15 protein-coding genes are annotated in these 24,706 nt (G+C 60.6%); 11 read left to right on the forward strand and 4 right to left on the reverse strand.

The features are described 5' to 3' along the window. Positions 1-85: 85 nt before the first annotated feature. Positions 86-1,864, reverse strand: coding sequence for a glycoside hydrolase family 36 protein (locus tag AC50YL_RS24885; RefSeq protein ID WP_494835526.1), 1,779 nt, complete (start codon positions 1,862-1,864; stop codon positions 86-88). Between the two features lie 287 nt (positions 1,865-2,151). On the opposite strand from AC50YL_RS24885, the gene AC50YL_RS24890 reads away from it, so the two are divergent. Further along, on the forward strand, positions 2,152-3,009 hold the full coding sequence (locus AC50YL_RS24890; RefSeq protein WP_494835527.1) for an AraC family ligand binding domain-containing protein: 858 nt from the start codon (positions 2,152-2,154) through the stop codon (positions 3,007-3,009). A 249-nt stretch (positions 3,010-3,258) separates the two neighbouring features. Here AC50YL_RS24890 and AC50YL_RS24895 read toward each other — a convergent pair whose 3' ends face one another. Together AC50YL_RS24895 and AC50YL_RS24900 are read right to left on the reverse strand one after the other, a co-directional pair. Continuing rightward, entirely contained in the window at positions 3,259-4,341 is a 1,083-nt protein-coding gene (locus tag AC50YL_RS24895; protein ID WP_494835529.1) for a hypothetical protein, read from the reverse strand. A gap of 267 nt (positions 4,342-4,608) precedes the next feature. Beyond that, positions 4,609-5,781 carry a CapA family protein gene (locus AC50YL_RS24900; RefSeq protein ID WP_494835530.1) on the reverse strand — a complete coding sequence of 391 codons (1,173 nt, stop codon included), beginning with the start codon at positions 5,779-5,781 and terminating at the stop codon, positions 4,609-4,611. Positions 5,782-6,019: 238 nt separating this feature from the next. On the opposite strand from AC50YL_RS24900, the gene AC50YL_RS24905 reads away from it, so the two are divergent. The 3 genes from AC50YL_RS24905 to AC50YL_RS24915 all read left to right on the forward strand — a co-directional run bounded on the left by AC50YL_RS24905 (position 6,020) and on the right by AC50YL_RS24915 (position 9,107). Continuing rightward, the gene (locus AC50YL_RS24905) at positions 6,020-6,532 is read left to right on the forward strand and encodes a GNAT family N-acetyltransferase (protein ID WP_494835531.1); all 513 of its coding nucleotides are present in this window, start codon (positions 6,020-6,022) and stop codon (positions 6,530-6,532) included. 259 nt (positions 6,533-6,791) lie between these two features. Continuing rightward, positions 6,792-7,919, forward strand: coding sequence for an SPFH domain-containing protein (locus AC50YL_RS24910; RefSeq protein WP_494835532.1), 1,128 nt, complete (start codon positions 6,792-6,794; stop codon positions 7,917-7,919). 12 nt (positions 7,920-7,931) lie between these two features. Continuing rightward, positions 7,932-9,107, forward strand: a complete 1,176-nt coding sequence (locus tag AC50YL_RS24915) for a TFIIB-type zinc ribbon-containing protein (protein ID WP_494835533.1) — start codon at positions 7,932-7,934, stop codon at positions 9,105-9,107. 79 nt (positions 9,108-9,186) lie between these two features. Here AC50YL_RS24915 and AC50YL_RS24920 read toward each other — a convergent pair whose 3' ends face one another. Further along, positions 9,187-10,086, reverse strand: coding sequence for a helix-turn-helix domain-containing protein (locus tag AC50YL_RS24920; RefSeq protein WP_494835535.1), 900 nt, complete (start codon positions 10,084-10,086; stop codon positions 9,187-9,189). Between the two features lie 168 nt (positions 10,087-10,254). Between AC50YL_RS24920 and AC50YL_RS24925 the strand changes: the two genes are divergently transcribed. The 7 genes from AC50YL_RS24925 to AC50YL_RS24955 all read left to right on the forward strand — a co-directional run bounded on the left by AC50YL_RS24925 (position 10,255) and on the right by AC50YL_RS24955 (position 24,679). Then, positions 10,255-11,313 carry a Gfo/Idh/MocA family protein gene (locus AC50YL_RS24925; RefSeq protein ID WP_494835537.1) on the forward strand — a complete coding sequence of 353 codons (1,059 nt, stop codon included), beginning with the start codon at positions 10,255-10,257 and terminating at the stop codon, positions 11,311-11,313. Between the two features lie 253 nt (positions 11,314-11,566). Then, positions 11,567-17,224, forward strand: a complete 5,658-nt coding sequence (locus AC50YL_RS24930; protein ID WP_494835539.1) for an InlB B-repeat-containing protein — start codon at positions 11,567-11,569, stop codon at positions 17,222-17,224. A gap of 468 nt (positions 17,225-17,692) precedes the next feature. Next, a complete protein-coding gene (locus AC50YL_RS24935) occupies positions 17,693-19,006 on the forward strand; it encodes a glycoside hydrolase family 140 protein (protein ID WP_494835540.1) in 1,314 nt (437 codons plus the stop codon). A 21-nt stretch (positions 19,007-19,027) separates the two neighbouring features. Then, positions 19,028-20,053 carry an NAD-dependent epimerase/dehydratase family protein gene (locus AC50YL_RS24940; RefSeq protein WP_494835542.1) on the forward strand — a complete coding sequence of 342 codons (1,026 nt, stop codon included), beginning with the start codon at positions 19,028-19,030 and terminating at the stop codon, positions 20,051-20,053. Positions 20,054-20,353: 300 nt separating this feature from the next. Further along, positions 20,354-20,791, forward strand: coding sequence for a GNAT family N-acetyltransferase (locus AC50YL_RS24945; RefSeq protein ID WP_494835543.1), 438 nt, complete (start codon positions 20,354-20,356; stop codon positions 20,789-20,791). Positions 20,792-21,165: 374 nt separating this feature from the next. Beyond that, positions 21,166-21,921, forward strand: a complete 756-nt coding sequence (locus tag AC50YL_RS24950) for a class I SAM-dependent methyltransferase (RefSeq protein ID WP_494835545.1) — start codon at positions 21,166-21,168, stop codon at positions 21,919-21,921. Positions 21,922-22,306: 385 nt separating this feature from the next. Continuing rightward, entirely contained in the window at positions 22,307-24,679 is a 2,373-nt protein-coding gene (locus AC50YL_RS24955) for an FAD-dependent oxidoreductase (protein ID WP_494835546.1), read from the forward strand. The last annotated feature ends 27 nt before the right edge of the window (positions 24,680-24,706 follow it).

Consider the following 24,706-nt stretch of genomic DNA (forward strand, 5'->3'; position numbering starts at 1 on the left):
TCCCGGCAATCCGCGGAGGGGTTCGTTGCGTGCGATGCGGTACGCATGTTTCGGAAGACATCGTCGCCGTCCTAAGCGTAAGGCTTTACGACTCCGGGGTCTGCAGGATGACAAGCCCCGAGGACGGGACGTCGAACGCCTTCAAGCCCTGCAAGCCGCCCAGCTCGTACGCGGCGGTTTCGCGGCCGCGGCAATCGAGCACGCGTACCGATCGCGGCCCGATATCCTCCGCCGCTTCCGCGACCAGCCGGCTTCCGCGCGTGCCGTTGACGAGGATGATCGTCCCGGGCAAGTCCCCGTCCAGCGCGACGACGGTATCGTGATATACGGCGGCGATGAAGGCTTGGTCGCTGCGTGCCGTAACGAGCGGGTAGTTCAACTCGGGATGATGGGGCTCCAGATAGCCGCCCATGAGCGTGTCCCGGTGCTCGCGCCAGAATTTCAGCCAGAATGCGATCATGTCTTGATGATCCTGCGGAAGCGTATCCAGACGAACCGAAATTTGCGGCACGGCGAACAGGATATTGATCAATTGCAGCGCCGCGGCATCCGCCGGCTCGTCGGGGTGCCACATGATCATGTCCGAATGCGCGGCCGTATTGCCGCACAGCAGCCGGACGTCGATCGTGCGAACCCGATTCTGCAGCGCGTCGTTCGGCACGTCACCGGCGCGGAACAGATTGCCGTACTTGCGCATGAGCGGGCTGATGTAGGATTGGCGGAATTCGATCATGATGTCCGGCTTGACGGCGCGCAGCCGCGCGATGACGTCGCTCAGCAGCATGTCGACCGCCTGCGCGACGGATGGCGTGTCGCGTCCGGGGTCGGCATCGTCGCGCTCGGCGGCCGGCTGCTCGAACGCATCGACGAAGTCGAGCTTGAAGCCGTCCAGGTCCCACTCCAGCAGCGCTTTCTCGTAGATGCCGATCAGGTATTCGCGCACCTCGGGATAGCGGGGATCGACTACGCCCGTGTTCAGCCGGTCGACGCGCTCGAGCATCTTGTTCTCGAAGCGGCCCCATGCTTCGCTGTGGATGCCGATGAACGGCACGGAATACCAGAGCAGGTAGTTCATGCCGAGCGCGTGGACGCGAGCGACGTGCGCCCGCATGTCGGGGATTTTGTCCGCGCATACGTTCCAGTCGCCGCAGTACGCGTAGCCGCGGGCATTGTCCGCGGTTTGCCAGCCGTCGTCGACGATGACGGAGTCGCAGCCGATCTCGCGGGCAAGCCGGCACTGCTCCTCGACGTCCGCCGGCGTCAGATGCTGGTGGAAGCTGTACCAGGTCGAATACATCGGCTCGAGCGCCGCCGCCGGCACGGGAGCCGGGGCGTTGGACGGATAGCGGGCCCACCAGCGGCTGACATCGGCCAGGCAATCGTAGTACGGGATGTCGCGGACGTCGATGCGCAGCTCGGCCTCGTAGAGGGAAAGCGGCGTGGTCGGCGTGTCGAACATGGAGACGAGGCAGCTGAAGGTGGCGCTTTCCTCGTGGACGCCGGCATTGAACCGGATGACGTTCAAGACGTCGGAGAACGCGAACGTCAGGCGGTTCTTCCCGGAGCCGCCGAAGAGGCTGATGACCGGTGCCGAATGGGTCGACTTGGAATCGAAAGGCTGCGACCAGTCCGCCCGCAGTCCTTTGGCGAAATTAGCCGTGGGGTGCCACATGGCCGACGCGTCGATGATCGGCGGATTCCAGGAGAGCGTGAAAGCCGGCGGAACCGCGGGGGCGTCGGCTTCGATGCGGATATGGACGATCTCGACGCCCTCGGACTCGCGTTCGATCCGCAAGCTCGCCCGAAAGGGAGATTCCCCGCCTTCCAAGCGATAGTCGTAGTAACCGGCCGTCAAGGTTTGCATGACGTGCATCCTCCTCATGTTGCTTGTATTTGTTTCTACTATAGCGCCGGAAGAGGCAGGGGATACAGGTGGAAAATGTGTTGGAAGCTGGTGAAATTGTGTCTCTATTCGGGATGAAGGCCTGAATCAAGGAGCGAATATCCGGTTTATTTGTGTGATTGAGGATGACGGATGAATCGGCGGCATGGTATGGTGCTGTTGAGCGTTTTATTTTGCGGGGAAAGAAGACGCGCGTTCGCGCGGGGAGCTGCCTTCCTGTCAGCGGAAAAACGAAAGGAGCGCGGACCATGAGCCACGACGAAGAACCGCTGCCGGAGAAGCGGTTCGCGGAGCATTTCATGACCGGCCGCGCGGAGCTGGATCCGCGGCTGTATTACTGCGGCAGGGAGCGCTGCCAGCCGGGCCATCAGTACGGACCGACGATGCGCGACCATTATTTGATCCATTTCATCGTCGGGGGCTCCGGCACGTTCACGACGGGCGGCTGCGACTATCAGCTGAAGGCGGGGGACTGCTTCTGCATGTTCCCGAACCAGCCTTCCGCCTACCGCGCGAGCGACGAGGACCCGTGGACGTATTATTGGGTCGGCATCGGAGGGAAGCTTGCCGCGGACCTGCTGCACTCGGCGGGGCTGACCTTGCGGTCGCCGACAGGCGTGCAGCCGGCGCCGCGGCAGTCGGAGCCGCTGCTGGCCGAGCTGCTTCGCCGCTCCGCGGTCGACGACATGGCGTCCGAGCTGCATTGCGGAGGTCTGCTGCTGCAGCTGTTCGCGACCTTCCTGAACGGAAGCGGGGAGACGCGAGCCCCGACCCGCAGGAAGGACGGCAGCGAAGCGTATATCGCCCGGGCGGTGAAGTTCATGGAGGAGCATTACCAGAGCAAGCTGACGATCTCGCTCATCGCCCGGCACGTCGGCCTCGACCGGGCGTACTTCACCAAGCTGTTCCATGCGCAGACGGGCGTTGCGCCGTACGAGTTCCTGCTCCGGTACCGGATGGAGAAGGCGCGCCTGCTGCTCAGCCAAACGAGCCTGCCGGTGCAGCTCATCGCGAGCAGCGCCGGCTTCGGCGACGCGGCGTATTTCGGCAAGGCATTCGCAAGGCTGCAGGGCATGTCGCCGACCGCGTACCGCAACCGTCCGTAGGCGGCGTGAACTTCAAATCCGACCGCCAAGGCCAAGCTTCGCGGCTCTGGAATACTCTGTTCGCGCAATGCGCCGCTTTTGGAGCGGCCGTCCGTCCCCGGAATTAACGCGATGCGTGTAGCATGAGCGAAGCAAGCCCATATTATGCAAGAAAGCGGCTTTCTCCCAAATGGGGGAAAGCCGCTTTCTTGTTAACGGGCCGCGAAGCCCTCCAGGGCAACCGTGCCGGTTCGGTTCTATTCCACGTTGCTATTCCACGACCACATTCGCATAGCGGTTCGTGAACAACGCGTCCTCGAGCTTCGCTTTCCACTCCGCCTTGTCGGCGCAGTTGGGCGAAATCACGATGCGGCGCAGCTTGTCCGCGTCGAACGCGAGCGGAATCTGCTTCTTCTGCTGATTGAACTGCTTCTTGTTCTGCGGCAGCAGAATCGCGCGGATCTCGTTTTCCTGCCGGAACGCGATATCCCGGATGAGCGCGCTGCGGATATCGATCCAGGTTGCCTGGATCATGTCCGGGTTTTGCTTTAGAATTTGTTTGATTTCGAGCTTGGTCGGCGGCTTCTGGCCGGTTTCCGTGCGGAATTTGGTCGTGAACTCCTCGACGGTGTAATCGTGGATGAACTTGACCGCGGCGACCGTTTCGTCCAGCGTGTACAGGTCGAGCGGCGTGTACGCGCCTTTCTTGTTCTCCTCCATCAGCGCGGCCAGCAGGTCGTGAATAATGCCGGTATAAGCAAGCTGCTGCTTCTCCAGCTTCTCGATGTAGGCGGAGAGGATATCCGTGAACGTGGCATCGGATTCCTGCGCGACGCTGTCCATGAACTGCGTCATGTCGTCGCCGTTGTCGGCCTGCAGCTTCTTCACTTTATCGGCTTCGGCGTAGTGCACTTTATTGAACAGCAGTTGGAAGCCGCGCGGCGCAACCAGCGGGTTTTCCTCGAATTCGAAGGCGATCTCGCCGTTCTCCGGATTGACGAACGTGCTGGCTGCTTCGTCGCTGAAGCTGGTCATGAAGCTGTGCTGGCTCAGCAGGGCGGCAAGCGAGCCGCCGAGCGAGACGCCGTTCTGGTAGGCGACCTTGCGCAATTCCGCGGCCAAGAACGTATGGGTGAAAAACTGCTTTTGATCGAGGTTCGGCGTCTGGCGCATGATATTCAGCGCTTGCTTGAACGTCGCGATCAAGTCCTGCGTGTAATGCAGCCGGTTGAAATCGGACAAATACCGCAAGGCGTCGGTTTGCTCGTTCAAGCCGATCCGCGCAAGCGGGAACTCCCTGGAACTCAAAATGCCGGCGGCGCTGTTGATATCTCTTGTGTAATGTACGATCATGTTACGTGCTCCCTTTTTCAAGTAAAAAATAGTCTAGCACTCTTGTTCATTATGCGGTAACTCGCCGGTTCCGTTCCCTATGAAACGATTGGGCACCACGACAGTATTCGACAGTTGTGGAAAATTTCCTGCCGTACGGAGACCGCCTCCAAACAAACTCATTCCATTTTACCATAAGATCGGCTGGCGAGCATCCACTCGCGGCGAGGGCGATGACAGGTTCTGCGCAAGGGATAGCCGGTTGCGGACCGGAAGGAGCGGCGCCCTTTAGCCTGCGGGCGAATCGCCATACGGCGCTATGACGCCCTTGTACAGGAGCAGCGTGCCGCGATAGGCGCGGCGCATCCGGTTCGCCTGGTCGGACGTATAGCTCTTCGGTTCTTGCAGCGCCCGATGAAGCGGCAGCACCCGGCATTTCGTGCGTTTGCCGTTCTTCGCGAGACTGACCCATGTCGGGATAAAGTCGACCTTCGATAATTCGGCGGAGCCGCCTGCCGTTCTGCGGATCGTCAGGCGCAGGATGAGACCGGTCAAAGCAGCGTCCTTGCCGTGCAGGCGCGTGGAGATAAAGTTGCCCAGGGAGTAGATCGCGAATCGTTTCCTCGTCCGTCCGTCGACGTCCTTTACGGTGCGGCAAACCGCCGGCTGCAGCACATGCGGATGCGAGCCGAGAATCGCGTCGGCGCCCTGCCGGAACAAGAAACGGACCATTTGCTTCTGGTGGGCGTTCGGATTTCCGTGGTATTCATAGCCGAAATGCATGCAAACGATGATGAAATCCGTTTTGGCCCGCAGCCGTTTCATCTGCTTCTTGATGCTCGAAGGGACGATTTTCTTGACGCCGGCCGGCTGCCCTTTCGGGACGGGCACCCCGTTGGTTCCCCTCGTATACGATAGGATGCCTATGCGGATCCCCTCGACGTTTCGAATGCAGAGCGACTGGGCTTCCTCGGTCCCCCGGTAGGTGCCGACATGGGTAATCCCGTGCTTGTCGAGCACCTCGAGCGTCCGTTTGAGCCCGCGAACGCCATAATCCATGCAGTGGTTGTTCGCGGTCGCGAGCACGTCGAAGCCGGCCGACTTCAGCGCGGGGGCGAAGGCATCCGGACAATTGAAGACCGGATTGCGATTCTTCGGATTGCGAATGGTTGCGGTGTAGCTGCGCTCGTCCGTGCCGCCGGCGAACGTCGTCTCGAGATTGCCGATCGTCAGATCCGCTTCCCGCAGATAACGGGCAACCGGCTCGAACACCTGGTCGAACGCGTAAGCGGCGTCCCCTTTCGCGGAAGCCGAGGTACGCACGGTTCGGATGAGCAGCGGCTTCATCAAGAGATCGCCGACCGCGGCGACGACGATCTCCTTCGGCGCATGCCGGGCGCGCTCCTTTTGATCAGGCGGTTCGATCGCGGGTATCGAATTCATGGCGATTTCATTCGTCACGGTCAACGGTTCCTTTCAAAGCCGGATCGTTGCGCGATCCGGACCGGATAGTTTGGAAGCAGCCTGCATAATAAGGTATTCATCACGGATGAAATTGACCAACGAAGTCGCCGGGACCGATTTTGCAGGATCGAACAGGAAAGCGGCATCGGGCGGCCGAAATAATCAGTCTTGGATAAAGCGGGCGGCATCGCAGCTCGAGCATCTTTATCCGAAGACCCGGCAAGGAGGCAAGCTTATGTGGATTCGGAAGCTGCAAGTCGAAGACGCCGCGTCTTATTGGAGGCTGCGGCTGGATGCCCTGCGGCGGTACCCGCAGGCGTTCGGCGCGGACTACGAGGACGCGAAGGATACCCCGATGGAGGAGGTCCGGGGACGCATCGCGGCCGAAGGCGGCAATTTTATATTGGGCGCGTACGCGGATTCCGGGGCTCTCGTCGGCATGGTCGGTTTTCGCCGGGAACCCCATCGCAAAATGCGTCATAAAGGCATGGTTTGGGGCATGTACGTCGACCCGGCAGCGCAAGGGCAAGGCATCGGCAGGAGGCTGATGGAGGAATTGATGGCGCGCGCGCGGGAGTTGCCCGGGCTGGAGCAGCTCGGCTTGTACGTGGTCGATACGAACCTTTCCGCCAAATCGCTGTATCTGTCGTTGGGCTTCGTCTCCTACGGCGTGGAGCGGAACGCGATGAAGCTGGACGAGGGGACGTACGCCCATGAAGAGCTGATGGTGCGTTTTCTTGAGGCATAGGAGGTTCCGGCCATAAACGAAATTGGATTCGCGGGGACCTCGGCGGAGCCGCACCGCACGCAGCGTTCGCGCGCAGCAGGGTGCGGCTTCTTTGCGTTCGTTGCGCGATGGGCGGTCAGGCTTTTTATGCAGCCATGCAACGAAGCTTCCCGTCCGGACTCGATTTCGACGGGAAGAAGTCATGTACCGGCATTCTGATTTTGTCGTATAATGAGAAATAATGGAGAATCGCGAAACAAGCGCGGCGGGAGGAAGAAACATGGGGCTGTTTTCATTTTTGAAAGGTCAATTTATCGAGGTTATCGAATGGATCGAGGATACGGAATCGCTCGTTTACCGTTTTCCGGCTTACGACAACGCGATTAAGATGGGCGCGCAATTGACGGTCCGCGAAGGCCAGGCGGCGATATTTCTGAACGAGGGCAAGATCGCCGACGTGTTCTTCGCGGGGCGGTACGAGCTGTCGACGCAGAACATGCCCGTGCTGACCGCGCTCATGGCGTGGAAGCATGCTTTCAATTCGCCGTTCAAGGCGGACGTGTACTTCGTCAATACGACCTTGATCGCCGATCAGAAATGGGGCACGACGAACCCGATCATCATGCGTGACAAAGAGTTCGGCGTCGTGCGGGCGCGCGGGTTCGGCAACTATTCCTACCGGATCGTCGACCCGGCCGCGTTCATGATGGGCATTCTGGGCAGTCACGGGCAATTCACGCCGGATCAGGTAACGGGGTATTTCAAAACGATGATCGTCTCGGGCGTGACCGACCTGGTGGCCGAACTGGCCGTCCCGATCATCGATCTGGCGCGCAGCTACGACGAGCTGGGCGAGCAGGCCGTGAAGAAGCTGAAGCCGAAATTCACGGAGATCGGCCTTCAATTGACGGGCCTGGTCATCGAGAATATCTCGCTGCCGGATGAAGTGGAGGCGATGATCGACCGCAGATCGTCGATGAATATTGCCGGCGACCTTAACCGGTACGCGAAGTTTCAAGCCGCCGAGTCGATGCGCGAGATGGCGAACAAGCCGGACGGCGGCGGCATGTCCGGATTGGGCATGGAGCTGGGCGCCAGCATGGCCATGGGGCAAATGTTCCAGCAGGCGATGAACGCGTTCGATGGCCACGGTAACCAGCAGAACCCGGCCGGGGCGTCTATGGGCGGCGGTTTCTCGGCACCTGCGCCTTCTCCATCGCCGTCGAACCCGCCTGCGGCGCCCGGCGGCAATGCCGCGTGCGTGAGCTGCAATCATGCGCTGAGCGCGGACGATAAGTTTTGCCCCGAGTGCGGGGCCGCCCGCCCGGAGCGCAAATTTTGCCCGGAATGCGGCAAAGAGCTGGCTTCGGGCGTGAAATTCTGCACCGGCTGCGGCACTAAATTGTAAAGGGGAATCCAGATGGCGGCCAATGAACCCCTTACGGGGCAAGAACAATCGGCGGCGACCTTCCCGTGCGCGGGCTGCGGCGGTCAGATGCAGTTCGATACGGTCAGCCAGACGCTGAAATGCCGTTATTGCGGCAACGAGCAGGCGATCGAGGCAGGTCAAGGCGAAGCCGTTCATGAATACGTGCTCGATTTCTCGGACGAAACCGACGCCGCGTTGCTGGACTGGGGCACGGAGCAGCAGGTCGTCAAATGCGGCAGCTGCGGCGGCGAGATGCTGCTGCCGGTCGGCCAAACCGCGCTCGTCTGCGCATTTTGCGGATCGGCGAAGGTGCTGCCGCAGGGCAATCCGGGCAGCATCCGGCCGGAGTCCGTCATTCCGTTCCGGATCTCGAAAGAGCAGGCCAATCAGGCGTTCAACGCCTGGCGACGGAAGCGGTGGTTCGTACCGAACGCGTTCAAGGCGCAGTCCGTCAACTCCAACCTGAACGGCGTCTACGTGCCGTTCTGGACGTTCGACACGAACACGGCGTCCGCGTACAGGGCGGAGGTCGGCGTGTACCATTACCGGAACGAGACGCGCACGCGCACCGTGAACGGCAAGACCGAGACGTATACGGAGCGGGTCCGCTACACGGTGTGGCATTGGACCGACGGTCACCACGAGCGGTTTTTCAACGACGTCCTGATCCCGGCTTCCGGGCAATACGACAGCGCGCTGCTGCAGAAGATGAACGATTTCAAGCTGGAGCAGCTGGCCGCGTACAAACCCGAGTATTTGAGCGGCTTTATCGCGGAACGGTATTCGGTTCCGCTCAAGCAGGGCTGGGACTCCGCGCGCTCCCGCGTGGACGATACGTTGAACAGCGAGATCCGGCGCAAGATCGGCGGGGACGAGCTTCGCAACCTGTCCATCGATACACGCTACTACGACCGGTCCTACAAGCATATTCTGCTGCCGATCTGGAATGCGAATTACCGGTACAAGGAAAAGTCTTACCGTTACATGGTGAACGGGGAGACCGGCAGCGTCACGGGCCGCGTGCCGAAAAGCGCGTGGAAGATCACGCTGTTCGTCCTGTTATGGGTGCTGGTTCTCGGGGCGATCGTTTTCGCGGTCGTACAGAATACGCCCGATACGACTCCCGCGTCGGAGGCTTACGGGGCGATGCTTGGTTCCGAGCTATAACGCTCTAATTAACCTCATATTCCAATATTGAAAACCCGACCTTCGCAAAAGGTCGGGTTTTTCTATGTTCATGAAGGGTCTACAAGACCCTCGACAGCTTCCGATAGGCCCGCGGCGACACGCCTTCGAGCCTGCGGAAGATCCGGCTGAAATAATGCAGGTCCGGGTAACCGACGATCTCGCCGATTTGCTCGGCCGTCAGGTCGGTTTCGCGCAGCAGCCGGCGGGCCTCGCGGTGGCGGACCGCGCGGACGAACTCGCCCGGCGCCAGGCCGGCGACGGCCTTGAACAGCTTGGCCATATGGTCCTCGTTCATGGCGAGCCGCTTCGCGAGCAACGGGTTGCTCCAGCGCTCCGCCGGCCGGCGCTCGATCTCGGCCATGAGCGCCTGAATGCGGGCGCCGTGAACGGTAGATCCGGGTCCGGGCTTGGCGAATTGCAGGCGAAGCAGCTGCGACAGCACCGCCAGCATCAGCGCCTTGCAGGCGAGCTCGTACCCGAGCGGACGGATCGCGAATTCCTGCACGAGCTGTTCCATCAGCGCCACGCAGGACGGCAGCGGGGTCATGACCGGGGAGGACGACAAGGGCGAGAACGGCTCTGCCAGCGCTTCCCGGCAAAACTTTTCCTGCTCCACGGCGTTCTCGTTCACGACCAAATCCTCCTCGCCGTACACGGCAAGCTCGTTGAAGAAGTCGAAGTGAATGCCCAGAAACCGGGTGTTCGGCGCCACGACTTCATTCCGGTGCATGACGCCCGCGGGCAGGAAAAGCAGCTGACCGGCAGAAATCGCGTGGCGCTGGCCGTTCATCGTCGTCGCCGCCTCGCCCTCGAAGACGAGCAGCAGCTCGAAATCGTACAAGCGCCGCCATTGCAGGACATGCGGTGCCAGCACCTGGTATTTTGCATAGTGAATGCTGGGGCTCCACTCGCGAAAAGGAGCCGTTCGTCGTAACGGATAGATCGTGTCCTGCATCATCGCGGCCGCCGCTCCCTTTCTGCGAAAGAATAGAAGAAAAAGACCGGTATCGTCCAACTAATCCCTCTATCGTCTAAATTCATTATAGCGATTGGCGAATATAATGAAAATAATCATCACGGAATGATGCAAGATTCGACATTGAACCGAGAGGGGATAAGGATACTTGTGACGAAAGGGATCGAGAGTGGGCAGCACGGGATTAACGGGATGAAGGATGTGGTCCGGACGTTGAAGGTCGGCTTGATCGGCATCGGCGCGATGGGTCGGACGCATTTGGCCTGCTACGAGCGTCTGATGGCGGAGGGCTACCCGGTCGAGCTAGCGGCCGTATGCGACCTGAAGATGGCGGAGCTGAAGGACGACGGGCTGTCCGCCTACCGGCTGTACGACGCGGTTGACGACATGCTGCGCGGCGAAGAGCTGGATATCGTCGACATTACGGTGCCGACGCCTTTCCATGCGGAACTGGCCTCTGCCCTGCTGACGAAGGGCCATCACGTCCTGTGCGAGAAGCCGATGGCCCGTACGTCCGAGCAGGCGCTGCGAATGGTAGAGTCTGCGAACGCCGCGGGCAAGAAACTGATGATCGGGCAGTGCCTGCGGTTTTGGCCGGCCTATGAATATTTGAAAGCGGTCGTCGAGGACGGACGCTACGGCAAAGTAAGAGCAGGCTATTTCTACCGCGGCTCCGGCTCGCCGCTGCCTTGGTACCTAAATGGCGCAAATAGCGGAGGGTGCCTGCTGGACATGCACGTTCACGACACGGATATCATCCATTGGCTGTTCGGCATGCCTGCGAACGTATCCACCTCCGCGCGGGTCGTCGCGCCTCTAGGCGGCTATGACGTGGTCTCGACGAACTACCTCTATCCGGAAGGCATGGTGCTGAACGCGCAGGCGGACTGGACGCTGCAGGGAGACATCAAATTCGCCATGACGTATCGGGTCAATCTGGAGGGCGCGAGCATCGTCTTCGCGGATAACGCGGTCTCCGTTCATCCGGCGAACGAGCCGGGCTTCATTGCCGAGCTGTCGCCCGATACGGGCTACTACCGCGAGATCCGGTATTTTCTGGACGCGGTGGCATCAGGCGATGCCCTATCGGCGTGCCCGCCGGTGGAGACGCTCGGCACGATGGCGATCATCGAAGCGGAGCAGCTTTCGGCCGATCGCGGCGGCGAGCTCGTCAAGCCGCAGGCGAAGACGGTTAAAGCGATAAACTGACGGCTGTTCGTAGGCAAGCCAGGCAGAACGTATCGAGCTCCGAGCTCCAGAGCGGTTGCGCGCGATTTCCGGAAGGAAGCAGCGTGCCCCGTCTGGGGCTTTTTTGCGCTGCCGCGGGATGGAACAACAGCATTTTAACGCGGCAACCCGGTAAATTGTTGAAAGAATAGTGTCGAAATTAAAAGGAAAATTCATAAAACTGTAGAATTTTAGCAAAAAGGAAATGAAATAAACAAACAAAGGTGGCTTCATAATGAGAGCTCGGCTAAAAAAACGTTCGACTACGCTTCGAAAGCATTGGATGCTGACGATGTGGCTTGTCGTAATGGCAGGCATCGCGTTCGCCCTGCCGAACGCGGCCTTCGGCGCCGCTGTCGATACGGGCAGCGCGACGAAATTCTCGGTCAACTCCGACACGATCAATAATTACACGAACGCGGTCGCCGGTCTCGGCGACGGCAATACGGGCGTGATCAATAAAGAGGGCGGCGTATATTCGTACCGGATTTATTCTCCTGGCGGTTCGCTTCTCGCTAACGTTAATCTGTCGACTATCATGGGCGCGCGCGCTTCGAACGTCAGCACCTTTCAAGCCTTGGGGTTGGCGAACGGCCGCTCGTTGATCACATGGGAAGGGACGACGAACGGCTGCGACAATAACACCAACAATTTGTATCAATTCGTCATTCTGAATTCGGACGGAAGCGTTTATAAATCCCCGACGAATATCAGCACGTCAACCTCCTATTATAATTGCTACACGAATATGGCCGAGCTATCCGACGGGAAAGTCGCCTTTATTTGGCAAAACGACGGAAGCACGTTTTTGACACGGGTGTTCAATGCGGACGGAACGCCGCTCACGGCGCCGACGCCGATTGAAACGACGGGAACGAGAGAAGGTAATCCGGGCCAAAACTCCTCGTATACGCACGGGTTCGCAGGAGGCAGAAACGGCGGTTACCTCGTTGTCTACAATTTCTACAACAATTCCAACTATTACGCGGTGCTCTACAATAACGACGGCACCCAGAAAACCGTCAACGGGTTCAATCAATTTATTCTGTCGGACAACGGCGGGGCCGCCAATATGTACTCGCAAGTCCAAGCGCTGTCCAATGGGAACTTTTTGGTTGGATACGCCTACGGCAGCGGGTACCGGTTGAAAATCATTCAGCCCGACGGCACCGCGGTCGCGACGATTACCGACACGACCCTCTTTAATTTCGGCGACAACTATCCATCGTTCATGTCCTTGAACAACGGCGGTTTTCTCGCGATGGACACCAGCTCGACGTACGACGTGGATGGCTACTTTACTTCGTTCGACCAGAAGATCAGAGAGTTCAATAACGCCGGCGCGATGGTCACGGATTGGCGGGTGCCGGACACGGATGCGTTAATCGATCTTGCCACGAACCCGACTACCTATTTGCAAGGATTTTATTTAGCGAAAGGCTACGATCAAGGCTTCATCGCCTATAACATTCTGACCGGCAAGGTCAATCTGCATCAAGTTTATCAAGCGCCTCGGACGTACACGGTAACCTACAGCGGCAACGGACAAACCTCCGGAACCGCGCCTACCGACGGCACTTCATATACGGCGGGCGCGACGGTAACGGCAGTGGGCAATACGGGCGGCTTGGCCAAAACGGGTCATACGTTCGCGGGCTGGAATACGCAAGCGAACGGAAACGGCACGACGTACGCGCCGGGTGCCACGTTCGCCATGGGCAGCGGCGACGTGATGCTGTACGCGGAGTGGACGCCGATTCCCTACACGGTGACGTTCGAAAAGAACGGCGGCGACGTCGATGCGAGCCCGGCTGCCAAAACGGCAACCTACGGCGGCAACGTCGGCATCCTGCCGACTGCTCCGACCAAGACGGGTTACACGTTTGCAGGCTGGAACACGGCGGCGAACGGCAGCGGAACCGCCTTTGATGCGACGACCGCCGTGACCGGCAACGTAACTGTCTACGCGCAGTGGACGATCAAGACGTACCCGGTGACGTTCAAGGATTGGAACGGCGCGACGCTGAAGACGGAGACGGTAAACCACGGCGGAAATGCGACAGCGCCGGCGAGTCCGACGCGAACGGGCTACGCGTTCACGGGCTGGGATACGGCGTTCACGAACGTGACCGGAGGATTGACGGTAACGGCGAAGTACGACGTGAATGAATACACGATCAATTTTAACAGCAACGGCGGCAGCACGGTCGCGGCGATTAACGGCAATTACGGTACGCTCATCGCGGCTCCGGCCGAGCCGACCAAGGCAGGCTACGATTTCGGCGGGTGGTACAAGGAAGCCAGCTTAACTACGGCCTGGAACTTTGCCGCGGACACGATGCCGGAGAACGGCACGACGCTGTACGCGAAGTGGACGATCAAGACGTACGCGGTGACGTTCAAGGATTGGAACGGAACCGAGCTGAAGACGGAGACGGTAAACCATGGCAGCGATGCGGCGGCTCCGGCGAACCCGGCGCGGACCGGCTACACGTTCACGGGCTGGGATAGAGCATTCACGAACGTGACCGGCGCGTTGACGGTAACGGCGAAGTATGACGTAAACGAGTACGCGATCAGCTTCGACAGCAACGGCGGCAGTACGGTAACCGCCATTAACGGCAATTACGGCACGCTTATCGCGGAGCCGGCCGAGCCGACGCGCGAGGGCTACGACTTCGGCGGCTGGTATACAGAAACCGGTCTAACGACGGCATGGAACTTCGCGGCGGACACGATGCCGGAGAACGGCACGACGCTGTACGCGAAGTGGACGATCAAGACGTACGCGGTGACGTTCAAGGATTGGAACGGAACCGAGCTGAAGACGGAGACGATAAACCATGGCGGAAATGCGACAGCGCCGGCGAGTCCGACGCGAACGGGCTACGCGTTCACGGGCTGGGACAAGGCGTTCACGAACGTAACCGGCGCGTTGACGGTAACGGCGAAGTACGACGTGAATCAATACGCGATCAATTTCAACAGCAATGGCGGCAGTGCCGTCGCGGCGACCAACGCCGATTACGGCACGCTCATCGCGGAGCCGGCCGAGCCGACGCGCGAGGGCTACGACTTCGGCGGCTGGTATACAGAAACCGGTCTAACGACGGCATGGAACTTCGCCGCAGACACGATGCCGGAGAACGGCACGACGCTGTACGCGAAGTGGACGATCAAGACATACGCAATCACGTTCAAGGACTGGAACGGAACCGAACTGAAGACGGAGACGGTAGACCACGGCAGCGATGCGACGGCGCCGGCGAGTCCGACGCGAACGGGTTACACGTTCATGGGCTGGGACACCGCGTTCGCGAACGTGACCGGCGCGTTGACGGTAACGGCGAAGTACGACGTGAACCAATACGCGATCAGCTTCGACAGCAACGGCGGCAGCGCGGTCGCGGGGATCGACGCCGATTACGGCATGCTCATCGCGGAGCCGGGCGAACCGACGCGCGAAGGGTACGATTTCGGCGGGTGGTACAAGGAAGCCAGCTTAACTACGGCCTGGAACTTTGCCGCGGACACGATGCCGGAGAACGGCACGACGCTGTACGCGAAGTGGACGATCAAGACGTACGCGGTGACGTTCAAGGATTGGAACGGAACCGAGCTGAAGACGGAGACGATAAACCATGGCAGCGATGCGGCGGCTCCGGCGAACCCGGCGCGGACCGGCTACACGTTCACGGGCTGGGATAGAGCATTCACGAACGTGACCGGCGCGTTGACGGTAACGGCGAAGTATGACGTAAACGAGTACGCGATCAGCTTCAACAGCAACGGCGGCAGTACGGTAACCGCCATTAACGGCAATTACGGCACGCTTATCGCGGAGCCGGCCGAGCCGACGCGCGAGGGCTACGACTTCGGCGGCTGGTATACAGAAACCGGTCTAACGACGGCATGGAACTTCGCGGCGGATACGATGCCGGAGAATGGCACGACGCTATACGCGCAGTGGACGATCAAGACGTACGCGGTGACGTTCAAGGATTGGAACGGAACCGAGCTGAAGACGGAGACGGTAAACCATGGCAGCGATGCGGCGGCTCCGGCGAACCCGGCGCGGACCGGCTACACGTTCACGGGCTGGGACACCGCGTTCACGAACGTAACAGGCGCGCTGACGGTAACGGCGAAGTACGACGTGAACGAATACACGATCAACTTCGACAGCAACGGCGGCAGCGCGGTCGCGGGGATCGAGGGGGATTACGGCACGACGATCACGGCTCCGGCCGAGCCGACAAAGACCGGTTACCGGTTTGATGGCTGGTTCAAGGAAGCCGGCTTGACGACCGCGTGGGACTTCGGCACGAGCACGGTGCCGCTGGACGGCACGACGCTGTACGCGAAGTGGACGGCCGTGTTCACGGTCGCTTACGACGGCAATGGCGGCACGGACGGCACCGCACCGACGGACAACGCGCTTTACGAGGATGCGGCTAGCGTGACGGTGCTCGGCAACACGGGTTCGCTGTACCGCTCCGGTTACTCGTTTGCCGGTTGGAATACGGCGGCGGACGGAAAAGGAACGAGCTACAAAGCAGGAGACGCATTCGCGATCGATAAGGCGAACGTGACGCTGTACGCGGTGTGGAACTACGTTCCCGCGCCGCCGGCCAACCATGATACGGGCCTCATGATCTTGATTGACGGCATAAGCGTATCGTTGGGCAGCGAAACGACGACGACCGTCAACAATCAGTCCACCACGACGATTACCGTCGACGAGAACGGAATCAAGAAAATCTTGGATCTCAAAGGCCCGGGTTCGATCATTACGCTCGTGACCAAATCGACGTCCAATTCGGTCATCGGCAAGCTGAGCGGAGGGCTGCTGCAGTATCTGGCGCAGAAACAAGCGAGCCTCGAGATCAAAACGATCAAAGGAAGCTATATTCTCCCCGCGGATCAAATCGATATCGAAGCGATCCTGGCGAAATTGGGAGGCGCCGACGCGCTGGAGGACATCGCGATCACGATCGAAATATCCGATCCGACGTCCGAAACCTTGGAAATCGTGAAGAAGGCCGCACTGAGCGGCAATTTCAAGCTCGTCCTGCCGCCGGTGAATTTTACGGTCAAAGTGACCCGCGGAGAGACGGTAATCGACGTTTCCTCATTCAGCGCGTACGTCGAGCGGTTGTTTCCGCTTCCGGCCGGCGTTGATCTGAAGCAGATCACGACCGGCATCGTCATCGAGCCGGACGGAGCGGTTCGCCACGTACCGACCAAGGTCGTGCTGATCGACGGCGTTTATTACGCCAGCATCCAAAGCTTGACCAACAGCACGTATGCCGTGGTTTGGCATCCGATCGCATTCGCCGACGTCTCCGGCCACTGGGCCAAAGATGCCGTGAACGACATGGGTTCGCGGATGATCGTTTTGGGCGACGGCAACGGGTTGTTCAACCCCAATCAAGCGATTACGCGCGCGGAGTTCGCGGCAACGTTGGTTCGGGCCCTCGGCCTTAAGCCGGAGAGCGGGTCGCCGGCATTCGCGGATGTGGGGAAAGCCGATTGGTACTGCGATGCCGTTAACGCCGCGTATCGCTATAAGCTGATCAGCGGGTACGCGGACGGAACGTTCCGCCCGAACGATCGGATCACGAGAGAGCAAGCGATGAGCATGCTTGCGCGTGCGATGGAGATTACCGGCCTGCAGATGGATAACGGCGATGCTTCGCAAGACGCGCAGTTGTCCGCGTACGCCGACGCGGATCGGATCGCGGGTTGGGCGCGGGAAGGCGTGCTGGCAAGCTTGAACGCCGAGCTCGTGCAAGGCCGCAGCGACAGCAGGCTCGCGCCGAAGGAGTTCGTGACGCGTGCCGAAGTAGCTTCGATGGTCGAGCGGCTGCTCGGCAAATCGGAGCTGATTTAACCCGAAGCCGCGAAGAGAAAATAACCGGTCCGAACACGTGTCGTGTCGGGCTGGTTATTTTTTTGCGAAGATCTATTAGCGCTTTAAGACTAGCGGGAATTTGTCGTATCTATGTCCTGCTTGCCGCGCTGAGCGAAGCGCAGCTCAGCAAAAGCTGAAACGGCTCATCACGATCGATTCCTTGGACATCGCCAAGCCGCGCGACGGAGCCGGCGCTTCGCCAGTCATCAAAATCAATCTCGCGTTCACGGCGTATTTCGACCCGTCGTACCGGGACCGGGTATCCGAGATGTTACATCGGTATTCAGAGTAGGGACCGAAGCTCCGACCGTTATAGCGGCGGAGTTTTTTTGTGCGTTAACATCGTATTTAATATGTATACATTTTATATATCCGTAATAGACAGCGCTTTCTTGCCATGTTATATTGCGGAGTGAAGCACCATCATGATTTTCCGGGGGGAACAGGATGTCGACGAAGTCTTCATTGCCTTGGCTGAAAGTAAGCGAGAACCGCCGCTATCTCGTCGCGGAGGACGATACGCCGTTCTTCTGGCTCGGCGATACGGCTTGGGAGTTGTTTCATCGATCCACGCGCGAAGAGGCGGACCATTATCTGGCCAACCGCGCGGAGCGGGGTTATACGGTCATTCAGGCCGTCGGCCTTGGCGAATTCGAGGGCTTGACGAGGCCCAATGCGTACGGCAGGCTGCCGCTGCATGCCGTGAACGGCGTCTATGATCCCGCGGCGCCGGACGTCGATGCCGGTCCCGGCGACTATACGTACTGGGACCACGTCGATTATATCGTGGACAAGGCGGCGGAGCTCGGCATGTATATCGCGCTGCTGCCGACCTGGGGCGATAAATACCATATCGCATGGGGCGAGGGGCCGGATGTGTTCACCGCGGATACTGCCATAAGCTACGGCCGCTGGCTTGGCGAGCGCTACGCCGACCGCTCCAATATCATCTGGGTGCTCGGAGGCGACAGGCCGCTTGTCCGGCTTCGCCACTTCGAGATCGTGAACGCGATGGCGGAAGGGCTGGCACAGGGTGACGGCGGCCGGCATCTGCGCACGTTCCACCCCCATGGCGGGCATTCTTCGTCCCATCACGTGCATGACGAGCCTTGGCTGGATTTCAACATGATTCAGTCGAGCCACTCCCTCGGCGAACGGGACAACCATAAGCTCGTCGCCGCCGATTACGCGCGCGCGCCGGTCAAGCCGACGCTCGAGGCCGAGCCGTGCTACGAGGATCATCCGCGGGGATTCAATCCCGTCAACGGCTATTTCGACGAAGCGGACGTGCGCCAATCCGCCTATTACGGCGTCTTGTCCGGCGGCTTCGGCATCACGTACGGACATCACTGCGTCTGGTCGCTGACGAAGGAGCCGACGAAAACGTACATCATGACCTGGCAAAACGCGATCCTGCGCCCCGGCGCGGCGCAGATGCGGCATGTGCGCGCGCTCGCGGAATCCCGTCCGATGCTGGAACGGGTGCCGGATCAGAACCTGCTGGCCGCCAACGACGAGGGCGCCAACTACGCCGTCGCCGCACGAGGCGAACGTCATGCGTTCATCTATTCGCCGAACGGATTGGCGCTGCGGGTCGCCATGGGCAGGATCGCCGGCGACGAAGTGGCCGCCTCCTGGTTCAATCCGCGAACGGGAGAGCTTACCGCATTCGGCAGCTTTCCGAACAAGGGCGAAGCGAGCTTCCTGCCGCCTCTGGCCGGGCGAGGCAACGACTGGGTGCTCGTGCTGGACTGTCTATAGCCAACGGAAGGAGATGAACGAATGAGAGTGCTCATCATCGGAGGAACCGGCACGATCAGCACGGCGATTACGGAGCAGCTGCTGGCGCGCGGGGATATGGACGTGTGGCATTACAACCGCGGCCGGCAGCAGGCGCCGGACGGCGTGCGCACGCTGATCGGCGACCGGCGGGAGTTCGCGCGGTTCGAGCTGCAAATGGCAGACGCGGGGCATTTCGACTGCGTGATCGAGATGATCGGCTTTCGACCGGACGAGGCGGAGAGCGCGGTGCGCGCTTTCGCGGGGAGAACCGGGCAGTATATCTATTGCAGCACGGTGGACGTATACACGAAACGGGCCGGGCATTATCCGGTTGCGGAAGACGGCGAGCGAGGCGCGCTGCCTTCGTTTCCCTACGCGTACAACAAAGCGTCGAGCGAAAATCTCCTGTTCGCGGCGCATGATCCGCAGCGCTTTCCGATTACGATCTTCCGTCCCGCTCAGACGTACGGCGGCTGCGGCGCCGCGGTCGCTTCCATCGGGGACGGCGTCAGCCAGATGAAGCGCCTGCGCGAAGGACGTCCCATCGTCATTCACGGCGACGGGACGTCGATCTGGAGCGCCTGCCACCGGGACGACGTGGCGCGGGCGTTCGTCCGCGCCATCGGCAACGAAGCGGCGTACGGCAAGGCGTATAACGTTACCGGCGAAGAGTGGATGCGCTATGACCAGTACTGGGAGACGGTCGCCCGCGCCTTGGGTGCGCCGGAGCCGCGGCTGGTACATATGCCGACGGATCTGCTGCGCGCGTTGCTGCCGAAGCGGGCGGAATGGTGCGCGGAAAATTTCCGCTACAACAATCTATTCGACAATGCCGCGGCCCGGCGGGATTTGGATTTCTGCTATACCATCACTTGGGAGCAGGGCATACGCGGCGTGATCGCCGAGCTAGACCGGACCGGCGCCATCGAAGCGGCGGCCGAGCAGCCGTGGTACGACGCGCTGCTGGCGGCTTGGAGCGAAGCAGGGCGGCTGATGGCCGAGCGCATGGCGGGTCTTGACGGATAGCCGTAGGATTGCGAGATCGTCTAACGGACACGGGATCGAATTCCCGGTCGGCGTAATAGACGGCTAGAACCGTTTCAGCGTGCGGAAGGCCGACATTCAGCGCCGGGCTGCCGTTCCGCGATCGCTCCAGGCGCGAAGCCTTCGGAGAAGGGTACTGCCGTGATCCTTTCGCGAGTTGTCGGGACCGCCGGCGCTTACCGGGCTGTTATTCTTACGTTGCCCGCTTGCTTGGCAAAAGCGGGCTTTGTCCGGCTTATGATATAATGACGCTGAGAAACCAAGCAAAGGCGGTCATTTTCCATGTTAGTGAACATAGCATCCCGGCTGGACGAGGACGAAATTCAGGAGCTGCTGAGCTGGTCGGTGTTTCCCGATCCGGAACGGCTGCAGCGGGCGGTCGACTCATACAAAGGCGAGACGGCGCATCGGCTGCTCGGCTACGAATCGGAAGGCGACATCATCGGCTTGATCGGCTACCACTGGGCCGGCGAGGGAAAGATCGAGATCGACCATATCGCGGTCACGCCCGAGGAGCGGTACAAAGGCTACGGCAGAGGGTTGATCCTGGAGCTGCTGACGCTGGAAAATCCGTCCTTGCTCGTCGCGGAGACGGACGAGGACGCCGTCGACTTCTACCGCAGCAGCCGCTTCACGGTGGAAAGCCTGGGGGAGAAATACCCCGGCACGGAGCGGTTCCTGTGCACGTACGAAGCGGACGGGACGGACGAGGACGAGTAGGCGATTCGAACGAAAAAGCAGCTGGAACTGGCAAATTTGTTGAAGGGCGCCGCATGAGATGCGGTGCTTTTTTTCGCGCTGCTCGGGGCGGGCGTAGGACGGTCCGAATGCACCGGCAGCCGTTGCGGCGCAGAGGCCGTGCTTTTATATTTCCGCTTGAGCGTACGGGTAGGACCGGCTTACAATAAAGGCATTCCTTGGGATGAGGTGAAGCGGGTGTCGTACCGAAACGTTCGAAGTAGCTCGTAATCGGGCCGGGCTTAAAACGCGTGCCGGCCGCCAAGGGGAGAGTCTGCCCTGTTGGTTGATGCGAAATGCGGAACGAGTCGGAAGGACGATCGGCTAACCTACCTCATGCGAAGGGGAATGAAACGATGGAAATCATGGACGACAAGTCCTTTTACGAGCAAGCCGGCGCGCGGAACGGATGGGATTTCAGCAAATTGCGCGTGGAGACCGAGGGCGAAGCCTGGGATTATGCGCGGGAAGTGGCGTCCCGGTGCGGTGCTGCGGACGCGCTGCTCGATATCGGCACGGGCGGCGGCGAGCTGCTGCTCGGTTTGGCGGGTGCCGCGCGGGTGCTCGTCGGCATCGATCACGCGGCAAGCATGGTGGAGACGGCGAAGCGCAACGCGGAGCGGGCCGGAGCGGGCAACGTGCGCTTCCTGCGCATGGATTCGGATCGGCTGCGGTTCCCGGACGGGAGCTTCGATATCGTATGCTGCCGCCATGCGCCTTTTCGGGCAAGCGAGATCGCGAGAGTGCTGAAGCCGGGCGGCGCGTTCATCACGCAGCAGGTCGGCGAGGGGGACAAACGGAACCTCGCGCAGGCATTCGGCAGGGAGCAGCATGACGGCGTCGGCGCAGGCGCTTTGCTGCGCGGCAATCTGGCGGCGCTGCGCGCGGCGGGCTTCCCGGAGCTGCAGTCCCTTCAGTACGACGCGACGGAATATTACGCGACTCCGCAGGATTTGATTTTTCTGCTGAAGCATGCGCCGATCATTCCCGGTTTTGGCGAGCAAGAGGAGGATTTCGCGATTCTGCGGCGGTTCGCGGCGGAGCACGGAACCGAGAGAGGCATTCGCACGAATTCGGAACGGTCGCTGATCATCGCGCGCAAACCGGTTTGAGAGTCCTGGGATGACTGGACGTACGAGATCGAAGCGGGGTGGCTCTGCAAAACGGGAAACCCATCAACCGGCGGGCCTGCGCCAGCAAAAGAGCAAATCGCGCAATTGCGGATAACGGCCGATCGCCCCGTATATGTTTGAGATTGCGTTTGTCGGGCCAGTAAGCTCAGATCGTCGAGCTTACTGGCTTTTTATCATTTACGCAGGTCTACCGAATTCGCTCGGACTGCAGGCATGCCGAAACCTTTAACCAACCAAAATGAAGGTATCAAATCAAAAACAGCGCTATTTTGTCGGCGGAAGCGCGATGGTATAGTGGGGTGGCAATGAAAGAAAACGCTGTCAATCCGAAGGTGCAGATCGACGGCGGATGGAGGCAAAGGAATTGGCAGAGGACACGAACATCGCAAATTCAAGGCATTCGGAACGTGTAATACGCAAAGCGCATGAGGGGGTAACTGCCCGCCATATTCGCCAGGAAAGTTACGATGTCGTCGTCTGCGGCGGCGGCTTGGCCGGATTCTGCGCGGCGGTGGCCGCGGCGAGGCATGGAGCGCGGACCTGTCTCGTTCAAGACCGCCCCGTCTTCGGAGGCAACAGCTCGTCCGAGGTCAGGGTGACGCCGCACGGAGCGGCCGCCTTCCACGTCTATGCGAAAGAGACGGGCATCATCTCGGAGCTGCTGATCGAGGAGCGCGCCCGCAACCACGAGGTCATCTTCGAGAACGGATGGACGAACAGCGTATGGGACATGGCGATGTACGATCTGGCGGTGCGTACGCCGAATCTGACCTTTCACTTGAATACGTCGATCGTCGACGTTCGCAAAAGCGCGGAGCGCCGCATCGAAGCCGTCATCGGTGTCGTGGCGAATGCGGAGACTTCGCTGGAGTTGAGCGGCGACATCTTCATCGATTGCACGGGCGACGGGATCGTGGCGGATCTGGCCGGCTGCGAATGGCATATGGGATCGGAAGGCCGCGAGGAGTACGACGAGCCGCATGCGCCGCTTCAGGCTAGCGGCGACGTGATGGGATCGTCGCTGCTGTTCAAAACGGTGAATACGGGCGCGCCCGCGCCGTTCGAAGCGCCGGAATGGGCCGCGCAGCTGGACAACCCGGATTTTTTCTACAAGGAAGGCCGGAGGCCGAACGATATGCGCGGCGGCTACTGGTGGATCGAGATCGGGATGCCCTGGCATACGATTCACGAGAACGAGGACATTCGGCATCAATTGACGCGCTACGTGCTCGGCGTCTGGGATTGGATCAAGAACAAGGACCCCAAGACGAAGGAGCTTGCCGCGAATCACGCGATCGACTGGATCGGGCAGGTGCCGGGCAAGCGCGAGAGCCGGCGAATTCAAGGCCTCTACCTGATGACCGAGCATGATCCGATGAACAGAACCGTATTCGATGACGAGATCGCTTACGGCGGCTGGTTCCTCGACTTGCATACTCCGGGAGGCCTGCTGGCGCCGACGAGCGAGCACGCGAGCTCGGAGGGCTATGACGAGACGAGCCCTTACATGGTCAAGAGCTATTGCGGACCCTACGGCATTCCGCTCCGTTCGTCGATTGCCCGGGACGTCGACAATCTGATGATGGCCGGTCGCAACGTCAGCGTCACGCACGCCGCGCTCGGCACGGTGCGGGTGATGGGCACCACCGCGATCGTCGGGCAAGCCGTCGGCACTGCGGCCGCCGTTGCGCTTAAGCGCGGCATTGCGCTTAAGGACGTGCCGGACGTCGCGATTCGCGAAGTGCAGCAAACGCTGCTCCGCGACGGCTGCTTCCTGCCGAACTCGGCGAACGAGGACGAGCTCGATCTGGCGCGCACGGCACGGGTTACGGCCAGCAGCGAAGCGGCTTGCGCCGGAATGGGGCCGGAGAGGGACGACAAGCGGCGGTTTCCGGAGACCGAGATCTTGCGCGAGCGCAAAGGCCAATGGATCGCGATCGCGGAAGAGACGCTGGATCGCGTGGCGGTCTGCGTGTCCAACTTGTCGGATGTTCTTCAAACCGTGGAGGCGCGCATCCTGCCGGTCGATCACATCTGGGATTACCGTACGGAGGAGCTTGAGCCGCTCGCTGCCGCGATGCTTACGATCAAGCCCGGCGCGACTTTCGAGTGGGTCGAGTGGGACGTTAACTTGACGAAGGATTCGGGCCTCGAACCGGGCAAGTACGTCCGTCTCGATCTGCTGGCGAATCCGAACCTGCGATGGCATGTCGCGGCTGGCGCCGTGCCGGGGCATACCTGCGCGTACGAGATGGGCCAAGGCAAAATGCGCCGGGACTGGAACGGTCCGACGCGGAGCTTCCGCATCGATCCGCCGCAGCGCAGCTTCGGTCCCGGGCAAGCGGTAAGCGGCGTGGCGCGTCCTTACCGGTATACGAATTTATGGCGCTCGGACCCGGCCAACGCGCTGCCGCAATGGCTTGAGCTGGCCTGGGAGCAGCCGCGGACGATCGGGCACGTGGAGTTGACGTTCCCCGGCCATCTGCTCTGGGAATATCATGGTTACGCACCGTTCTATCGCGATCCGCAATGCCCGAAGGATTACCGGATCGAAGCCTGGGAAGGCGAGGCGTGGACGGAGATCGCGGCCGTTCGGGGCAATTATCAGCGGCAATGCCGCCACCGCTTGGAGAAGCCCGTCGCGACCGCCAAGCTGCGGGTCGTGATCGAGGCAACGAACGGAGACCCGTCCGCCGCCGTCTACGAGATCCGCTGTTATCCGCCGCAAGCCGAATAAACCGCTCCAAAAGCCCCGAACCGGACG

This window comes from Paenibacillus sp. J22P277 (genome assembly GCF_059383675.1).